The organism is Candidatus Magnetaquicoccus inordinatus (assembly GCF_004217665.1).
Classification (GTDB): Bacteria; Pseudomonadota; Magnetococcia; order Magnetococcales; family Magnetaquicoccaceae; genus Magnetaquicoccus; species Magnetaquicoccus inordinatus.
Window position 1 is genome coordinate 1 of record NZ_RXIU01000066.1, and the last position, 15,821, is coordinate 15,821.

17 protein-coding genes are annotated in these 15,821 nt (G+C 53.5%); 7 read left to right on the top strand and 10 right to left on the bottom strand.

The genetic code is table 11. The features are described from left to right. From carB to hemB, 5 genes are all read right to left on the bottom strand, one after another. A partial coding sequence (gene carB / locus EJP87_RS06800) for a carbamoyl-phosphate synthase large subunit (protein ID WP_130471109.1) occupies window positions 1–1,368 on the bottom strand: 1,368 nt, incomplete at its 3' end. Window positions 1,369–1,743: 375 nt separating this feature from the next. Then, the gene (locus tag EJP87_RS06805) at window positions 1,744–2,850 is read right to left on the bottom strand and encodes a hypothetical protein (RefSeq protein ID WP_130471110.1); all 1,107 of its coding nucleotides are present in this window, start codon (window positions 2,848–2,850) and stop codon (window positions 1,744–1,746) included. A gap of 2 nt (window positions 2,851–2,852) precedes the next feature. Beyond that, window positions 2,853–3,119, bottom strand: a complete 267-nt coding sequence (locus EJP87_RS06810) for a sulfurtransferase TusA family protein (protein ID WP_130471111.1) — start codon at window positions 3,117–3,119, stop codon at window positions 2,853–2,855. Then, window positions 3,119–4,171, bottom strand: a complete 1,053-nt coding sequence (locus tag EJP87_RS06815; protein ID WP_130471112.1) for a tRNA (5-methylaminomethyl-2-thiouridylate)-methyltransferase — start codon at window positions 4,169–4,171, stop codon at window positions 3,119–3,121. The genes EJP87_RS06810 and EJP87_RS06815 overlap by 1 nt, the downstream gene beginning before the upstream one ends. Before the next feature lie 30 nt (window positions 4,172–4,201). After that, window positions 4,202–5,224 carry a porphobilinogen synthase gene (gene hemB / locus EJP87_RS06820; RefSeq protein ID WP_130471113.1) on the bottom strand — a complete coding sequence of 341 codons (1,023 nt, stop codon included), beginning with the start codon at window positions 5,222–5,224 and terminating at the stop codon, window positions 4,202–4,204. Window positions 5,225–5,458: 234 nt separating this feature from the next. Between hemB and EJP87_RS06825 the strand changes: the two genes are divergently transcribed. Together EJP87_RS06825 and EJP87_RS06830 are read left to right on the top strand one after the other, a co-directional pair. Further along, window positions 5,459–6,295, top strand: a complete 837-nt coding sequence (locus tag EJP87_RS06825) for a PP2C family protein-serine/threonine phosphatase (protein WP_130471114.1) — start codon at window positions 5,459–5,461, stop codon at window positions 6,293–6,295. Between the two features lie 166 nt (window positions 6,296–6,461). After that, window positions 6,462–7,349, top strand: a complete 888-nt coding sequence (locus tag EJP87_RS06830) for an adenylate/guanylate cyclase domain-containing protein (RefSeq protein ID WP_193771200.1) — start codon at window positions 6,462–6,464, stop codon at window positions 7,347–7,349. 64 nt (window positions 7,350–7,413) lie between these two features. Here EJP87_RS06830 and EJP87_RS06835 read toward each other — a convergent pair whose 3' ends face one another. Next, complete coding sequence (locus EJP87_RS06835; RefSeq protein WP_130471116.1) at window positions 7,414–8,211, bottom strand: uroporphyrinogen-III synthase; 798 nt, start codon at window positions 8,209–8,211, stop codon at window positions 7,414–7,416. Between the two features lie 105 nt (window positions 8,212–8,316). Between EJP87_RS06835 and EJP87_RS06840 the strand changes: the two genes are divergently transcribed. Beyond that, window positions 8,317–9,609 (top strand): methyltransferase domain-containing protein, encoded by a 1,293-nt coding sequence (locus tag EJP87_RS06840; protein WP_130471117.1) that lies wholly within the window; start codon window positions 8,317–8,319, stop codon window positions 9,607–9,609. Here the strand turns inward: EJP87_RS06840 and EJP87_RS06845 are convergent. Beyond that, a complete protein-coding gene (locus EJP87_RS06845) occupies window positions 9,602–10,054 on the bottom strand; it encodes an FxsA family protein (RefSeq protein WP_130471118.1) in 453 nt (150 codons plus the stop codon). The two genes, EJP87_RS06840 and EJP87_RS06845, sit on opposite strands and share 8 nt — an antisense overlap. A 92-nt stretch (window positions 10,055–10,146) precedes the next feature. Then, window positions 10,147–11,811: a hypothetical protein gene (locus tag EJP87_RS17715; protein WP_193771201.1), complete on the bottom strand. Its 1,665-nt coding sequence runs from the start codon at window positions 11,809–11,811 to the stop codon at window positions 10,147–10,149. Between the two features lie 41 nt (window positions 11,812–11,852). On the opposite strand from EJP87_RS17715, the gene EJP87_RS06860 reads away from it, so the two are divergent. Then, window positions 11,853–12,056 (top strand): hypothetical protein, encoded by a 204-nt coding sequence (locus EJP87_RS06860; RefSeq protein WP_130471121.1) that lies wholly within the window; start codon window positions 11,853–11,855, stop codon window positions 12,054–12,056. 685 nt (window positions 12,057–12,741) lie between these two features. Further along, on the top strand, window positions 12,742–13,080 hold the full coding sequence (locus tag EJP87_RS06865) for a CCDC90 family protein (protein WP_130471122.1): 339 nt from the start codon (window positions 12,742–12,744) through the stop codon (window positions 13,078–13,080). Window positions 13,081–13,524: 444 nt separating this feature from the next. On the opposite strand, the gene EJP87_RS06870 is transcribed toward EJP87_RS06865, so the two are convergent. Both EJP87_RS06870 and EJP87_RS06875 read right to left on the bottom strand, forming a co-directional pair. Beyond that, window positions 13,525–13,758, bottom strand: a complete 234-nt coding sequence (locus tag EJP87_RS06870) for a hypothetical protein (RefSeq protein WP_130471123.1) — start codon at window positions 13,756–13,758, stop codon at window positions 13,525–13,527. 110 nt (window positions 13,759–13,868) lie between these two features. Next, on the bottom strand, window positions 13,869–14,240 hold the full coding sequence (locus EJP87_RS06875) for a CCDC90 family protein (RefSeq protein WP_130471124.1): 372 nt from the start codon (window positions 14,238–14,240) through the stop codon (window positions 13,869–13,871). Window positions 14,241–14,585: 345 nt separating this feature from the next. On the opposite strand from EJP87_RS06875, the gene EJP87_RS18415 reads away from it, so the two are divergent. Both EJP87_RS18415 and EJP87_RS18965 read left to right on the top strand, forming a co-directional pair. Continuing rightward, window positions 14,586–14,768 carry a hypothetical protein gene (locus tag EJP87_RS18415; RefSeq protein WP_130471125.1) on the top strand — a complete coding sequence of 61 codons (183 nt, stop codon included), beginning with the start codon at window positions 14,586–14,588 and terminating at the stop codon, window positions 14,766–14,768. Window positions 14,769–15,446: 678 nt separating this feature from the next. Continuing rightward, on the top strand, window positions 15,447–15,767 hold the full coding sequence (locus EJP87_RS18965; protein ID WP_130471126.1) for a type II toxin-antitoxin system RelE/ParE family toxin: 321 nt from the start codon (window positions 15,447–15,449) through the stop codon (window positions 15,765–15,767). Window positions 15,768–15,821: the final 54 nt, after the last annotated feature.

The window sequence follows — 15,821 nt, forward strand, 5'->3', positions numbered from 1 at the left end:
GTGGATCCATTGCAGAGGTTTGCCCAGACGCAGGGCGTCGGCGACATAGAGAATGCGATCGGGACCGGCATGGCGCAACGCCTTTTCCAAGGCGGCATCGGCCTGTTGGGCAGTCAGATAGTGATCCGGTTTGAAGATGGGGTTTAAGCCATCCAGACCGGTCTCCATGGAGCGCAAGGCTTTGTGCAACGACTCTTTGAAGGTGCGGCCAATGGCCATCGCTTCGCCAACCGATTTCATCTGTGTGGTAAGCAGCGGTTCGGCGAGGGGAAATTTTTCAAAGGTGAAGCGGGGAATTTTGGTGACCACATAGTCGATGGTCGGCTCGAAGGAGGCCGGGGTAATGCCGGTAATATCATTCATGATTTCCGGCAAGGTATAGCCGATGGCCAGTTTGGCAGCCACTTTGGCGATAGGAAAGCCGGTTGCTTTGGAGGCCAGGGCCGAAGAGCGGGAGACCCGGGGGTTCATTTCGATGACGATCATGCGTCCTGTAGCCGGATGCACGGCAAACTGGACGTTGGAGCCACCGGTATCGACGCCGATTTCGCGCAGGATGGCGATGGAAGCATCGCGCATCTCCTGATACTCTTTATCGGTGAGGGTTTGCGCGGGGGCCACGGTGATGGAATCGCCGGTATGGATACCCATCGGATCAAAATTTTCGATAGAGCAGATGATGATGGCGTTATCTTCGCGGTCACGCACCACCTCCATTTCATACTCTTTCCAGCCGAGCAGGGACTCTTCGATCAGCACTTCGCTGGTGGGCGAGGCGGCCAAGCCGCGGCGAATGATCCGTTCAAACTCTTCGCGATTATAGGCGACTCCGCCACCGGTGCCGCCCAGGGTAAAGCTGGGACGGATAATCAGGGGGAAGCCGATCTCTTGTTGCACCTGCAGAGCCTCTTCCCAGGAGTGGGCAAAGCCGGAGCGGGGCAGGGCCAGACCGATATGCTGCATGGCAGCCTTGAATTGGGTGCGGTCTTCCGCTTTGGCGATGGCAGCGCGCGAGGCTCCGATCAGTTCGACCTGATAGTGGGCGAGGATACCTTTGTCGGCCAAGGCCATGGCGATATTGAGAGCTGTTTGTCCGCCCATGGTGGGCAGAATGGCATCGGGTCGTTCTTTGGCGATGATATTGCTGACAGCTTCGACGGTGATGGGTTCGACATAGGTACGATGGGCCAGATCGGGATCGGTCATGATGGTGGCTGGATTGGAGTTGACCAGTACCACTTGGTAGCCCTCTTGTTTGAGGGCTTTACAAGCCTGGGCTCCCGAATAGTCAAATTCGCAGGCTTGGCCGATGATTATGGGACCAGCGCCGATAATCAAGATTTTCTTCAGGTCAGTACGTTTAGGCATGCGCAGGGCTTCTGTGACGAAAGGGTGAGGGGTGATTCTCCGCTGGGGGTGCGAACCGGCCTGACTGGCAAATATAGTCCTTTTTGTCTGGCAAAGTCAACGTATGGGTCAGAAAATTTCCGGGCAAGTCTATTTGGAAAATTTCCGCGTGGTCGCCACAAGCAAAACTGTGTGTGTCGGGCATCCATTCGTCCAAAGCCTGCTCCTGCTTGGCTTGATGCAGGCGTGTGGCACCGATTGACTCTGCCAATTGGCTGTTCTGAGAGGAAGCCAGAGCTGCAGGGTTTGGCTTTGCTTTGCTCAGGAGGGGAGAATCTATTTCTGGATCTCCTGAATAATCTTTCGTTTTTCAATTGCGTTTGCCCTGCCGAAAATCTATCGCAGCAAAGGCAAAATATGGGCAGCGGCCTCTTGGGCGCCGTTGCCAGAGGGAGCCGGTTTGGCGGGCTGTTGCCAGAGAGCAAAGAGTGGTTCGAGCCATTCAGCGTTGTAAAACTGTGTGGGCGAGAGCTCCTCTGCGCGACCAAACTCTTTGGCCCAGGAGATGATAAAGGGCTCGTCGGGAAAGGTGCCGCGTGGGATATAGAGAAAGGGGAGTTGATGCAGGGTGGCGGCGACGGCGGTATTATAGCCGGGTTTGCTGATGACCGCATCGACCGAGGCGGCCAGATCAGAAAAGGCCAGATGCGGCTGCAGGGCGCTGACGGGGTGAAGATGGGGTGGCGGTTGCTCCAGGGGGGCATCGATCAGCCAATGACACTCGGTTTTGTGCTGCAAGGCCGGAATGGGCAGAGAGTGTGCGGGGATGCCGCCCAGGGAGAGCAGAACCAGGGGGCGTTGATCCTGAGGCGACAGGTGGAGTAGAGAGCGCAGCCGTTTGGGATGGCGTTGCCCGGGCAGAGTCAGCGGAGCGATGCTGTGGGCCACAGGGAAGGGATGCGGGTGGATGGCGGGGGTGGGCAGCAGGGCCAAAGTGGCGCTGGCATAGGCGCTTTGCATGCTTTGCCACCAATCGAGCAGTTCAGGATCGGTTGGTTGCGCAGTTGTCGGAAAAAAATAGGCGGCCAGTACCGCATCCCAGCTCAAAGAGGCGATAGCGACACTGGGAAGCAGAGTGGCAGCAGCCGCCAAGGCCAGATAGGGGATGTCGGCCAGCAACAGATCACTGTGCAGAGAGGCAAAAAGTTGGCGAGTTTGTTTGATTTTGTTGGGCCATTGCGCATGCAGAGCGCGCAGGGCATTTCTGGTGGCGGGCAGATCGACGGTGAGGGCGTCGCTTTGCAGCAAGCCCACATCCAGTTGCAGTGGGCTATGGCTGAAGGGGATGCGCAGTTGTTTGTGGAGTACCGGCAGGGGTAAGGGGCTGAGGATATGGATCTGCAGATCACTCAGCCACTCTGGCAGGATATTGAGCAGGGCGGCCGATTGCGCCAGATGGCCATAGCCATGTCCAGAGATGGCGCAAACGAGGCGGCGTGGCATCTTCAACCCCCTTTTTTGACCCAGCCGATCCATTCCCGGCCTTGTGGCTGCAGAGCCAGCAGAGCATGGCCGTTGATCTGGCACCAGGCGGGAAGATCCTGTTGAATGCCCGGGTCGCTGGCGAGAATGGCCAGGATGGCGCCAGGCGGCAAGCTGCGCAGACTCTGTTCGGCGCGCAGAATGGGCAAAGGGCAGAGCAGACGACGGGCATCCAGGGTCTGATCGGCCTGGGGGGGGTGGTCGGCGCTGTTGGGCGCGGAGTCGGCCATTAGATATACCAGGAGTCGGGGATGGCGCTGGCGGGCAGAGGAGCGACCTGGCGCAGTTGCTCTTGATGGTCATGGGAGATACGGATGGTGACCACATCGGCATGCCGCCCTTGCCCAAAGCGGGCGGTGAGGCGACAGGCCAGGGTAAGATCCTCCTCGTTGGGAGTGCCTTCCACGAGCAGTACCGGGCCGGGGATGCCTTGTGCTTGCAGCAGCCAGCGCTGTTCGCGAAAGCCGGAGAGAAAATTATTTTCCGTTTCGTCGCGTCCGATGATCACTTTGAAATGGGCCGCAGGCCGCAGGTGGCGACCGGCTTTGAGCAGCAGGATGTCATCCATGGTATAGCGGCGTTCGCTGCGGCTGTGCCAGAGATCTTGCAGTTTGCGGGAGTAGTTTTCATCGGTGAGAAAACAGCAGCCGCCGGCGGGGCTGGGATAGTCGTGCAAGCCCAACTGTTGGGCCAGCTCCATTTGGGCGCGGCGACCACGGCCATGAAAGCCTTTAAGCCGTGCGCGATCAACCCAGCCCCGTTTTTCGGGTTCGGTGGCTTTGAGTTTGGCCGCACAGAGAGGACGCAACAACCATCCTTCCACTCCGGCTTCACGTTCGATGTGGGGCAGATTTTCCCGGCGTTGGCTCATCGGACGTTGGCCGAGCACTTCACCAGTAAAGAGAAAGTGCATGCCGAGCTCCTCTTTGAGCTGCCAGGCTTTGCGCACCATAAAGATTTTGCAATCGAGACAGGGGTTGAGGTTGCTGCCGTAGCCATGTTTGGGGTCGGTGACGATGCGTACATAATCCTCGGCAATATCAACCATATGCAGTTTGATGCCGAGCAGTTGTGCAGCATGCAGGGCATCGTGTCGTGGCGGTTTGGCTCCAGGTTCTGGGTTGCGGATGGCGCTGGTATGGCTTTGGATGCAAAAGCCGGTATGAAAGTTGACGCACTCGACATGGATCCCTTGATCCATGAGCAGACGGGCGGCCAGCATGCTGTCCAGGCCGCCGGAGAGGAGACCGAGAGCAGAGATGGGAGTGTGATGATTATCCATGATCTTTCAGCAGTATAACAAGGAGTGGTTTCAGCCAGGATAGCCTTCTTGCAGGAGTTTGGCGGCATCCTGGGCATGATAGGTAAGGATCAGGTCGGCGCCGGCTCGTTTGAAAGCGGTCAAATTTTCCATGACCACGCGCTTTTCATCGATCCAGCCTTGTGCGGCGGCGGCCTTGACCATGGCATATTCGCCACTGACATTATAGACAGCCAAGGGCAGGGTGAAACGTTCGCGCAGGTCGCGGAGGATGTCCAGATAGGCGAGACCAGGTTTTACCATCAACATGTCGGCCCCTTGGGTAACGTCAAGGTTGGCCTCCAGCAGGGCTTCGCGACGGTTGGCGGGATCCATTTGATAGCCACGGCGGTCACCAAAGCTGGGGGTGCTTTCGGCGGCATCGCGAAAGGGTCCATAGTAGGCAGAGGCATATTTGACGGCGTAGGAGAGGATAGGAATATGGTAATAATGCTGCTGATCGAGGGCGGAGCGAATGGCAGCGACCATGCCATCCATCATCCCGGAGGGGGCGACCATATCGACGCCCGCTTCGGCATAGGAGCAGGCAGCCTGGCCGAGCAGGGTGAGGGTGGCATCGTTATCAACCTCTGGGTAGGGATAGTGCGGCAGAGGTGAAGGGCGCAATTGGCCACAGTGGCCGTGATCAGTATATTCGCAATAGCAGAGGTCGGCGATAATATAGAGATCGGGCAAGGCTTTTTTGATGGCGCGGATGGCCTGTTGAATGATGCCGTTGGGGTTGCGGGCATCGGAGCCGAGTGGATCCTTATCCTTGACTTCCGGTATGCCAAAAAGGATGATGGCTGAAATTCCCAGGGATTGGGAGTGGCGTGCCACGCGGATTGCTTGATCGATGGAGAGTTGGGCGACCCCTGGCATGGAGGGGACAGGGTTTTGGATCTCCTGTCCGGGGACGATAAATAGGGGTTGGACCAAATCTGCCGGGTGCAGGATATGTTCGCGTACCAGACGACGGATGGTGTCGGTCTGGCGCAGGCGACGGGGGCGGTGGAGCAGAGAGGAGTCGGGCATAGTCGTTAACGGTATCGGATGCGCATCAAGCAAGTGGACAGGGAGTGGCACCTTTTTTTTGTGGCGGCAGATTTTTTGTGATCGAGAAACCATTTGCCGGGAAAGGGTGCTGGACGAAAGCCTGCAGTCTAACCTAGAATAGCGGGCGAGGGAAGTTTTGTAGGTGATCCGCCTTCTCCGGTCGGATACCGGGTTGAGGATAACGAATAACCGAAAGACGGAAAGAGCGAATCCATGGCAGAAAAAATCGGTGAGCATCTTCTGGCGGTAGGGCGGAGCAATGTGGGCTGTGTCCGACCGCTTAATGAGGACAGTTTTCATATTGATGGCGCGACAGGATTATTGATACTGGCGGATGGCATGGGGGGGCATGATGCGGGTGAGGTAGCCAGCGCGCATGTGGTGCAGGAGGTCACGGAGCGGATTCGGCAGTTTATGAATGCCTCAAGCGATCACCATTCTGAAGAGGGAATGTTGGCGGGTATTGCGCAGGATTCGGAGCTGGATCCAGAGGAGCAGGCAACTTTGGATGATTTGCCCAATCCGGTATTATTGGTGGTACGCGAGGCATTGACGGTGGTAAATGCCGAATTAAACCAACTCAATCAGGAGCGGGGTCATCCAGAAGATTCGGGGATGGGCTCCACGGTGGTGGGGTTGTGGGCGCCGCCATTCAGTGCCTATCCCGTTGTTTTTCATGTGGGGGATAGTCGTTTATATCTGTTTCATGGTGGGCAGTTGCAGCAGAAGACGCGGGACCATTCGTTGTATCAGCAGTGGTTGAGTTTTGGTGGCAAGGGGATGCCTCCGCCGCAGAATATCTTGTTGCAGGCAATTGGCCCTTCGCGGATTGTAACCCCTGATGTACAATTTTTGCCAGTATATGCTGGAGATACGGTATTAATCTGTTCGGATGGTTTGACGGGCATGGTGACGGATGCGGCCATTGCCGGGGTATTGGCAGAGTTGACGGCGGATAATTTGGATAGTGTGTGCGATCGGTTGATCACCATGGCCCGTGAGGGTGGGGGACGGGATAATGTGACGGTGATCCTGGGCCATTTTATCTGAGAGCTTGACAAAAGATCGGTGCGGGCAGGCCAAGGAACAAGCTGCTGGCAAGCGCACGCAGAGAGAGAAAGCAGATAGGCGAAGAGTAGGCGAGTCAGCGAGGCGATTGGCATGGCCGAGCAGAAGATTGCACAAGCTCTGAGAGAACGCAGGCAAGGAGAGGATGATGAGAGAGAATCACCAACTGGCGATTATGTTTGCGGACATTGCCGGGAGTACCAAACTGTATGAGACCATAGGCAATGAGAGAGCGCGTGAGGTGACCTCTCGCTGCATCGTCTATTTGTCGGAGGTGACAGCAGAGTTCAGTGGGCGGGTGGTGAAAACCATTGGCGATGAGGTGATGTGCACCTTTCCGACTGCCGATGATGCGGCGCGGGCGGCGGTACGGATGCAGGAGACGGTCTCTGAAAATGGTTCTGAGTTGGGCAATTTGCATATTCGGGTAGGATTTCATTTTGGTGAAGTGATTTTGGAAAATGGGGATGTTTTTGGTGATGCGGTCAACCTGGCGGCGCGCATGGCAGCACAGGCCAAGGGGGATCAGATTATCACCACGGGTGAGACATTGGATGCCATGAGTCCCTATTTACGTTTTGGCAGTCGTGAGTTGATCACCACCACGGTCAAGGGCAAATCGACGCCGATCCAGATCATTGAGTTGACCTGGGGCGAAGAGGAGGAGTTGACGGTGATGGGTGGGCGTGAGGCAGTGACGGTGATGGCGCCCAATACGGTGACTGGGGTGATCTCCTTTCATGGCAAGAGTGTAGAGATTAATGAAAACAATCCCAGTGTGACCATTGGTCGCGATAAAAACAACACCTTTTCGGTATTGGATAGCATGTCTTCGCGGGTGCATGCCAAGGTGGAGTGTCGTCGTGGCAAGATTGTGTTGATTGATCAGAGCACCAATGGCACATTTGTGGTGACAGCCCAGAAGGATCGGGCCTTTGTGCATCGGGATGAATATGTGTTGCAGGGGCGTGGGGTGATTGGTTTGGGTCGTGAGGTCAACAGCAGCGATCCTTTGGCGGTACATTTTTCCTGTTAAATATCCCTCGATAGCGGGGTCCGGGAAACCCTCTTTTTCCTGGACTCCGACCTTTCTGGTTGTCTCATTTTTTCTGTTGTTGCCAATAGTTTTGCAAACCTTCCAACATGCTCAGTGTCGTTGCCTCGCGGGCGGTGACGGCGACGGAGAGTCCTGCCTCGAGCAGGCTTTGGCCGGTGACTGGGCTGATGACGGCAAGTAGCGGTCGTTGCAACCACGCTTTGCCCTCGGCTGGCAAGGCGTTGACAAAGGCTTGGAACGAGCGACTGCTGAAAAAAAGAATGGCATCGACCTGTTCTTGTGCCAAAGCCTGTTGTACGGGCAGGGGTAAAGTGGTGATCGGTTCAGCGCGATAGGCCTGCACACGTTCGACCAACCATCCGGCTTGGCTGAGCAGGGTTGGGAGCTCTTCGCGACCGATGGCGGCTTGTGGAAAGAGCAGGGTGCGGCAGGGATCGGGATGGGTTTCTGCCCAGTGCATTATATAGTGGGCGAGAGCTTCACCTCCCGAGGCTTGAGGTGGCAACAAGATGGGCCAGCCTTTTTCTTGCAGCAGGGTGGCGGTTTGTTTGCCGACGGCAAAGAAGGGGGGAGGTTGTGCATGATCGGGCAGGTGTTGGATGACGGCGCGAGCGGCGTTGATGCTGGTCAGCACAATTGCCCGATAGGGATGGGGAGGGGTGAGGCAGCGTTGCAGGGCCTGTTGCAGGGGTCGGAGATCGGCGGGAGGCTGGATGGTCAGGGCTGGAGCGAGCAGGGCTCTGCCCTGGCACTCTTGGACCAGACGGGCGGTCTGTTCCGCTTCGGGTTCAGGGCGGGTGATCAGCAGGGTACGTCCCTGCAGATGCAGTGCAGTAGGCATGGTCTGGCCTCGGTAGGAGAGAGAGTCTGCAGCAACTGTAGGCCGGAACACTTTTTCCCGGTTGCTGCCCTGTCTGTCTGGCAGTTTGCCTGATTTGCCCGTATCATGAAAGTGTGGGTGTATGGGTTGATAGTTGCGGTGGAGATTGGGGAGAGCTGTGTTGATTGGCTGCGCACAACGGCGTTTTATGCGTATGTGTCAGCGTGGCAGTGGCGGGAGGAGAAGGTGGAAGAGAACGAACCGTATGATTTTTTTGAAACCATTTTCCGTCTGGATGCGTGCGATGATATGCACGAATTTTTGGAGTTTGTGCAGGGCAGACGGCACAGTACCTCGGACATGTTATCGGCGACGGCGCAATTATTGGCCCGGGGGCGGATTCGCTCGGCCTACATCATGGCCATGTTGCTGGAAAAGCGTGGCCAACGCACTATTGTGATGTCGATTGCGCTGAGTGTGGGGGGGTTGATCTTTGGCAATACGGTTGAGGAGGAGAATGGACTGCGTTTTTTAGCGGCGCAGGTGGAATCCTTGGCGCCGGAGCGTTTGCTGGAGGTCTATGATCGTATGGTGGCACCTTTGGTCAGCCATTTATGGGCGGCATCGGTGGCCAAGCAGGATGCGGAGCGGGTATGGCGTTTTTTACGCCATTTTCAAGGGGCGGTAACCGAGGGGTTTGATTGGACACCACAGCTTTGCAAGTTGTGCGCGGGCAAAGCGGAATATTGGTTTCATGCCCGTTTGTGTGGTCGTTATCGGGTAGCCTATTATTGGTGTACGCAGTGTGAATTTTTATGTACGGAGGCGCCCTATTGGCAGACGGAGGAGGGGGGTGAGACTCTGCTGCAGAGCAGCTCTTTGGCCAGCGTGCGTCAGACCTGGGGCCGACGCCGGGCGTTTGTCAGTTTGTTGTTGTTAAATCTATATGATGCGCAGAGGGAGTGTCTGGATTGCAGTGCCGATGAGGGTCGTTTTGCGCGTTCGATGCGCGAGGCTGGTTTTCATTTTCGCCATCAAGGTCCGCAGGCGGTGGCGCGTGCGGCGGAGCGGTTGAGCAGACGGAGCAAGACAGAGGCGGGGTTTGAGTTGGTGACAGCTTTTGATGTTTGGCAGCGTTTTGCCGAGCCGGGCAAGGTATTGGATCGTTTATTGGCCAACAGTGATGGCATTTTGTTTAACGTGCCGTTGTTGCCGGATCCGATTCCGAAGCCGGAGGAGTGGTCTGGATATGATCTGGGGGGGGGGCGCAATCTTGCATTTTTTGCGCCGCGCACTTTGCGTCGTTTGGCGGAGCGGCGGCAGCTTTATTGGTTGAGCAATGGCGAGGAGCTGCATCTGTTTACGCGGCGGGAGATCTCCGGGGAGGTATTTGAGGGGATGGCGCGTTGGGTCAGTTGAGGTGGTGGGAATCGGGATGGTTGGATTTGTGGATGGTTTCGCCATCGATGACCACGGAGTGGGGGTCGCGAGTGGGGCGATTGCGAGCGGCGAAGGTGTGGGCGTGACGGCTGAGCAGGATGGCCACAAAGCGGCGGATGGGAGGGAGCAGCAGTAAGGTGGCGCACAGGTCGGAGAGAAAGCCGGGCAGAAGGTAGAGCAATCCGGCAAGCAGGAGGACAGATCCTTCGAGCATTTCGCTGCCGATGGCCTCTTGTTGCTGCATTTTGCGCATGATCTTTTCCAGGGTGCGCATTCCTTCCAGTTTGACCATGCGACTGCCGACCCAGGCCATGAGGATCAAAAGCAGGAGGGTGATGAGGATCCCGATTTGATCCATGGTTTTGCCGATCAGGTAGATATCCAGGCAAAAGAGCAGGCCGAGAGAGATCATGAGATGGGACATGGAGCAAGCTCTTTCCGTGTGTGGTAGGAGTGATGTGGGCAGTGTAGCGGGATGTGTGTGCAAAATAAATGTTTGATCGATGGTTGCTGGTGCTAGGTTTCAGGGGGAAAACTGCTGCAGCTTGCAGGCAGAGGAGGGGAGATCCAGGCAGGGCCATATAACCAATTCAGGATCTGGCGAGGGAAATCAGGCAGACAGTGCTCTTGTGACCATAACACAGCAAAGGCATAGAATCCGAACAGCAGGAAATAGGCAAAGGTGCAAAACGTGCGGATATTGTGTAGCCAAAGGAGTCGTTGCACATCGGTGGGATCGGGAGCGGTGGCAGGGTTAAGGCGCAGGCGATTTTGCCAGGATTGATAATATTTGTCGCTGGCAAAATAAATGAAATATGTCAGTGCTATGCTTGGAAGAAGTGGCCATTGCCAAACAGGCAATCTGTTTAGATCGATAAACAGCGCATAAAAGAGAACGGGAGCTTTGGTAATTTGTGCGCGTATATCAGCGATGAGGGGCGTTTGCCAATAGAGAAGAAACATGCCCACAACAAAGTAAATTGCTAGCAAACGATTCCGCCATTCGCTACGCCCATTGTATAACCCACAGAGCAGATCTTCACCCTTGTGGCCACTGATCTCCTCTTTTGAAGGGGGCACCAGATAGAGTAACGGTAGATAAAACCAGCAGGATGATTTTAGGCTCCATCGGTAACAAAAGGCTGGGGCAAAAAATATAAAAATAATAAACAGATGTGATATATAATTTATAATTTTGATCCCAGTGATTTTTGCAGGAAACTCTTTTATCCAATAGGTTCCAGAAAGTTCATCGCTTATAGCCACTCCACCAGGTATTAATTCTGGTGGATGAAACAGGTCAATGATACCGATTGTTTGCCACCAGTTTTTTGGAATAGCAAAGCAACCGGAATCGAGATGTCGCATTGTTGCAGCAAGACGGGTGAACAATGAGCGCAACCAAATTCCAAAGGCTCCCGTTACCACAACCACTACCGATGTTGCTGCCGATTCCGTTACCGAGACCACTCTTGCGATCACTCCCCTTGCCGTTTCCGCTTTCGCTCCCGCTATTACCCCCGCTACCATTCCTGCTACCGCTATTACTGCTGCTAGCGATGCTGCTTCCGCACTCACTATTGCTGCTGTTCCAGTTCCCGTTCCAACTCCTACTGCTGCTGCCGCACCCACTATCACTGCCGTTCCGGTACTCGTTCCAACACCCGATGCCGCTACCGCGCCCGCTAACGCTGCCGCACCTGCTGCCGCACCTGCTGTTGCTCCTGTTGCTGCTCCTGTTATCGCCCCCGCTGCTGCTCCAATAATTCTAGCCAACAGCCCCAACAGAAAAGATCGCCAGAAGAGTGACCATGCTACTGTACCAGTCAAATAGGATTGTGCTAACCAAAAATAGGATTGTGCTAACCAAAAGATGGTGAAAAAAAATGCCAATAAAGAAACGCCGATCGTTGTCCAAAATAGCACAGGTGTTTCTTTGTGCGAAAATTTATCTTGTTCCCAATAATTTTTGAACCAACGCACTCCAGTTCTAACCGATTCCTCAGACCGAAATAGCTGTATAAGGGAGACGCAAAGACTGGCGATGATAATGATGTAGAAATTATAATAGATTGCCACACTCCAAGTGAGCACGACTGCCAGGAGTGTTTCCAGCAGAGCCAGAATGGAGAGTTCCCCTTTTTTAATTGACTCCGGGGTGGAGTGCCAATGCCAAGCCATCAGTCAACCTTGCTTTGTATGGAAGAAAGATAGTTCTTGTTGTGGTCGCCATTGCAGCAGACCTTGTTGGTCAGTATAACAACTTAGTGGATATGTTTATCTCATTTGTGGAGCAAGGCAAGCTTTTACGCACATTCGCGCTATTTCTTGGTTTCCCGTCAAGGTCTGATGCTGTGAGCAATCGTTTTGCAGCTCTGGGTGGAGAGCGCAATGGGCAGTTCAATTTCCGTATCAACCAACAGTAGCTCATCTGTTTTGAGTGGCCAGAGGATGTTCCAAAGCCATTCCCCATTGAGATTACCGATTACCATTAAACGAGAAACTATGGACACGACTGAGAGCAGGCCGATCTACCTCATCCATCCTGGAAGGTGCTGGCGGAGGAGTTGGAAGAGCTTGGGATGAGTGCTGCTGATCTGGCCATGGCTATCTATGTGCCAGCTTAAGCGCATCTACCAGATTATTGCCGGGAAACTGGCCATGACTGCGGATACCGCGATACGGCTGGAGCAATGGTGAGGGGTAGAGGCAGCTTTTTGGATGAATTTCCAGAAGAACTTATGAGTTGGATGTGGCGATGATTGGGCAACAAATGGCGTTGGTGGAAAACGTGTGTGGGAAGCAGGTAAAACGGGAGAAGGAGGAGATTGATAACTTACTGAGCTGACTGCATGCACACTCTATTGAAAAGATTGGCGTCTCCAACGTCTGCCGCATTGCATGATTATCTATTTGTTTTATTGTTTATATTTGTTTGTTGAGACAATAATCTACCAACAAAATGTTTTTCGTGCGCTCCCGCCTCCTCTGTGCCTTTTTCGGTCACTCTCCTGGGGTGGTGTGCTACCGGCGAAAATCCAGTGGCATCGTTTATGGAAATTCGTTACAGTGAAGAGGGATTGACAAGGTTCAACCGGGGAGAGCGTCATCATGGGCACAACAGCCTTTGCCATACCGTTTGACACCTTGGCATTTGCCAAGGAGTTGGAGGCTGCCGGGATTCCACCCGCGCATGCAGAAGCGCAAGCCAAAGCATTGTCAAGTGTTCTCCAGAAAGTGGAGGAGTCCAGACTTCAGGAGTTGGCCACCAAGGGTGATGTCCGGGAGCTTGAACTCAGGTTGGAGACCACCAAGGCGGAATTGCAGAAAGAGATTGAGGTTGCCAAAAATGAAACCATCAAGTGGATGGTCGGTCTCGCCCTGGCGCAATTGGCTATGATGGCGGGCATTCTCATGACTTTGGTGCGTGTATTGCCAGGTGGGCATTGAATGCGCAGGGGATACACCTGCTGCTCATTCCCTTGCCACCTCTACAGTTTTCCAGGAAAGAGTTGGTTGTATAGTGTAAGCCAACTTTAAGATACAATAAACAAAGAGCCTTGAATCAGTCCGTCAAGATGAACTTCGCTGTAGGCTATATGATACGCTGTGCAATTTTTTCTTTGTTTTTCAAGCGAACCTTTAAAGAGTCCCCTGCAGCCATTCAGTCCGTCTCATAGGGTCACCTCCTTACCCCTATTTGAAACTGGACAAATCATGTGCCACAAGACCGGACAATGAATTTGCTGCCAACAAGCAAGGGCTGATGCTGTTGTCGAGCAATCGTTTTGCATTCCTGGGGGGAGAGCGCAAGGGGCAGTTCAGTATCGTAGTACTCCTCTCCGAGGGGGAGAATGAGCGTCTGGCGCACACACAGAGGCAGGAACAAGTGTATCAGTGCGTAGGGGTAGATGGCGAGGGAGACGGAGGAACAACAGGTGCAGAATGCGGTTGACGAAACTCCTGAATGGTGGGTTGGTAGTAGGTAGGAACAGGAGGCACAAGCCGATTGATTGCAGTCACTCCACCCAGAACGGCGATGCCTTGGGCACTGCTGGCATTATAGTTGACCGATAGACTATTTATGGGCGATGGCACGGCACCGGGGGAGAGGGAAGGGCAAGACATCTGTGACAGTAATGAGCATGCAGGCTAAACACCTTCTCTGGAGCATGTGTATGCTCTCTCTCCGTACAAATGTACTTTGCACGCATGTGCTCTGCATGGAGTGACAGGGTTCAATGTCCACCAGGCAGTACACGAACCAGCGTCATCAGGATTCCTGCCATCATGGCCAGTTGAGCCATTGCTAGGCCGATCATCCATTTGATGGTTTCAGCCTTGGCGGTTTCAATATCCTTTTGCAACTCTGCTTTTGTGGTCTCAATTTTGGCTTCCATCTCCTGTCGGGTTGCCAAGCCATCCAAACGAGTCTGAATCTGCTTCTCATTCCTGTCTGCCAGTTTGGTGGCATATTCGTCTGTTCGGGTATCAACCTGCACGATGAGTTTAGCCAATGCCTTGGCATGACCCTTAGCCTGTTCTTCAGGTACACCTGCTGCCTTGAGTTGCTCTACATATTCCAAGGTATCAAAGGTTATGGCTGCCATGATGATGCTCTCCTCGGTTGGTATCAATTTCCATTCCCAGGATACAGCACATCAAGAAGGCTTTCCAATGGTTTCTCTGGATTATGGAGATTGCTCTATGCAGTGCATGTCTATACGGAGCACATCTATACAGAGTACGCATTAATGGCAAGGAATGGCCTGTTTTAGGTGTTATGACTTGAATTGAGCTGGCAGCCAAAAAGATGGAAGTGGCTAATAATGGCCTTATATTGACAGCAATGAGTATGCAGGTTAAGGCTGGTTTCTCTCGTAAAAGGAGATTGTCATTAGTGGCAAGAAATGGCCTGTTTTAGGCGTCTTTGTTGTTAGTTGTGAGCTATTATTATGCCTGGAAATGGCCTTCCTGTGGCAACAATGGGCATTGCTTGTCTGTATGTGTCAATAGCCGCCATGGATCGGATCAACCATCATGCCCATCATGTGGAAATCACCGGATCCAGTTACCGGGCACATGGCAAACGAAAGCAGGAATTGATCAAAATGGGTGGGCAAAGAAAGGCGCAGTAACCGGAGGGTCGGATTAGGGAAAAGTCAGTCGCCAAGGTGGTACAGTCAGTATGGCCGAACAGGGTGGTACAGTATGGGCGGCTATTGACAGATGTCATCTTGTCATGGGCAATTGCTCACAAGGCTCTACTGTTGGCAGAGAACGACACACAGGCTTGCCCTCAGTCAGATTGAGGGCAACCATCAACAAGACTCTCCTGTTGAGCTGGAGTGGCAGTGCTGACAGAGCAGGAATTGTTGACTATGCCGATTAACTGTTGCTGGATTGAAGATTGGCAACGTTGGTGGAAAGCGTTGGTGGAAAAGGTGTGTGGAAATAGATAAAACGGGGAAGAGGTTGGTTTGTAACTGATTGATCTGACGGCATTCACACTCTTTTGAAAAGATTGGCGTCCCCAACGGACTCCAAATATACTTGTAATATATTGTTTTTATTGATATTTATTGAAGCAAAAAATTTGCAAACCAACTAAAAAGACCAACAATTTTTTCTTTCTTCTCGGAGGATTCTCTCCAGCTTTCTGAAAATATTTATTGTAATATATCCTATATAATCACTGTAGCATCAAGATTTACTCCATGTCAAGATTGTGGAACGAATGGTCAACGTTACTCAAAAATACGTTTGACGTAACACGTCACTACAGGGTATTCTGCGAAGACTCATGGATGACCATCATGGACAGAAAGGGGGGCGTAGGCTGTCCAGTGACTGACCAACCCAAATACCGGGACAAGAGAACGGAACGATTTGCAACCGGTGAACGTGTTCGAGAGTTCCAGGCGTTCGAGGAGCAAATCAAAAAGCGGCTCGTCATCCTGGAGAGTGCTGTTACCCGCCAGGGGTTGATGCTGTTGCCAAGCAATCGCTTTGAATCCCTGGGTGGAAACCGCAAGGGACAGTTCAGCATCCGTATCAACCAGCAGTGGCGTGTTTGCTTTGAGTGGCCTGATGGTGCCACAAAACCGTTCAACATCGAAATTGCTGATTACCATTGAGCGAGAAACCATGGACACGACCGAGAGAAGGCCGATATACCCAATCCATCCAGG

What these genes read in the sequence shown, in the direction of transcription:
- EJP87_RS06805 (WP_130471110.1), bottom strand. Translation starts at nt 2,850, where the DNA reads ATGCCACGCCGCCTCGTTTGCGCCATCTCTGGACATGGCTATGGCCAT.
- EJP87_RS06810 (WP_130471111.1), bottom strand. Translation starts at nt 3,119, where the DNA reads ATGGCCGACTCCGCGCCCAACAGCGCCGACCACCCCCCCCAGGCCGAT.
- EJP87_RS06815 (WP_130471112.1), bottom strand. Translation starts at nt 4,171, where the DNA reads ATGGATAATCATCACACTCCCATCTCTGCTCTCGGTCTCCTCTCCGGC.
- hemB (WP_130471113.1), bottom strand. Translation starts at nt 5,224, where the DNA reads ATGCCCGACTCCTCTCTGCTCCACCGCCCCCGTCGCCTGCGCCAGACC.
- EJP87_RS06825 (WP_130471114.1), top strand. Translation starts at nt 5,459, where the DNA reads ATGGCAGAAAAAATCGGTGAGCATCTTCTGGCGGTAGGGCGGAGCAAT.
- EJP87_RS06830 (WP_193771200.1), top strand. Translation starts at nt 6,462, where the DNA reads ATGAGAGAGAATCACCAACTGGCGATTATGTTTGCGGACATTGCCGGG.
- EJP87_RS06835 (WP_130471116.1), bottom strand. Translation starts at nt 8,211, where the DNA reads ATGCCTACTGCACTGCATCTGCAGGGACGTACCCTGCTGATCACCCGC.
- EJP87_RS06840 (WP_130471117.1), top strand. Translation starts at nt 8,317, where the DNA reads ATGAAAGTGTGGGTGTATGGGTTGATAGTTGCGGTGGAGATTGGGGAG.
- EJP87_RS06845 (WP_130471118.1), bottom strand. Translation starts at nt 10,054, where the DNA reads ATGTCCCATCTCATGATCTCTCTCGGCCTGCTCTTTTGCCTGGATATC.
- EJP87_RS17715 (WP_193771201.1), bottom strand. Translation starts at nt 11,811, where the DNA reads ATGGCTTGGCATTGGCACTCCACCCCGGAGTCAATTAAAAAAGGGGAA.
- EJP87_RS06865 (WP_130471122.1), top strand. Translation starts at nt 12,742, where the DNA reads ATGGGCACAACAGCCTTTGCCATACCGTTTGACACCTTGGCATTTGCC.
- EJP87_RS06870 (WP_130471123.1), bottom strand. Translation starts at nt 13,758, where the DNA reads ATGTCTTGCCCTTCCCTCTCCCCCGGTGCCGTGCCATCGCCCATAAAT.
- EJP87_RS06875 (WP_130471124.1), bottom strand. Translation starts at nt 14,240, where the DNA reads ATGGCAGCCATAACCTTTGATACCTTGGAATATGTAGAGCAACTCAAG.
- EJP87_RS18415 (WP_130471125.1), top strand. Translation starts at nt 14,586, where the DNA reads ATGCCTGGAAATGGCCTTCCTGTGGCAACAATGGGCATTGCTTGTCTG.
- EJP87_RS18965 (WP_130471126.1), top strand. Translation starts at nt 15,447, where the DNA reads ATGGACAGAAAGGGGGGCGTAGGCTGTCCAGTGACTGACCAACCCAAA.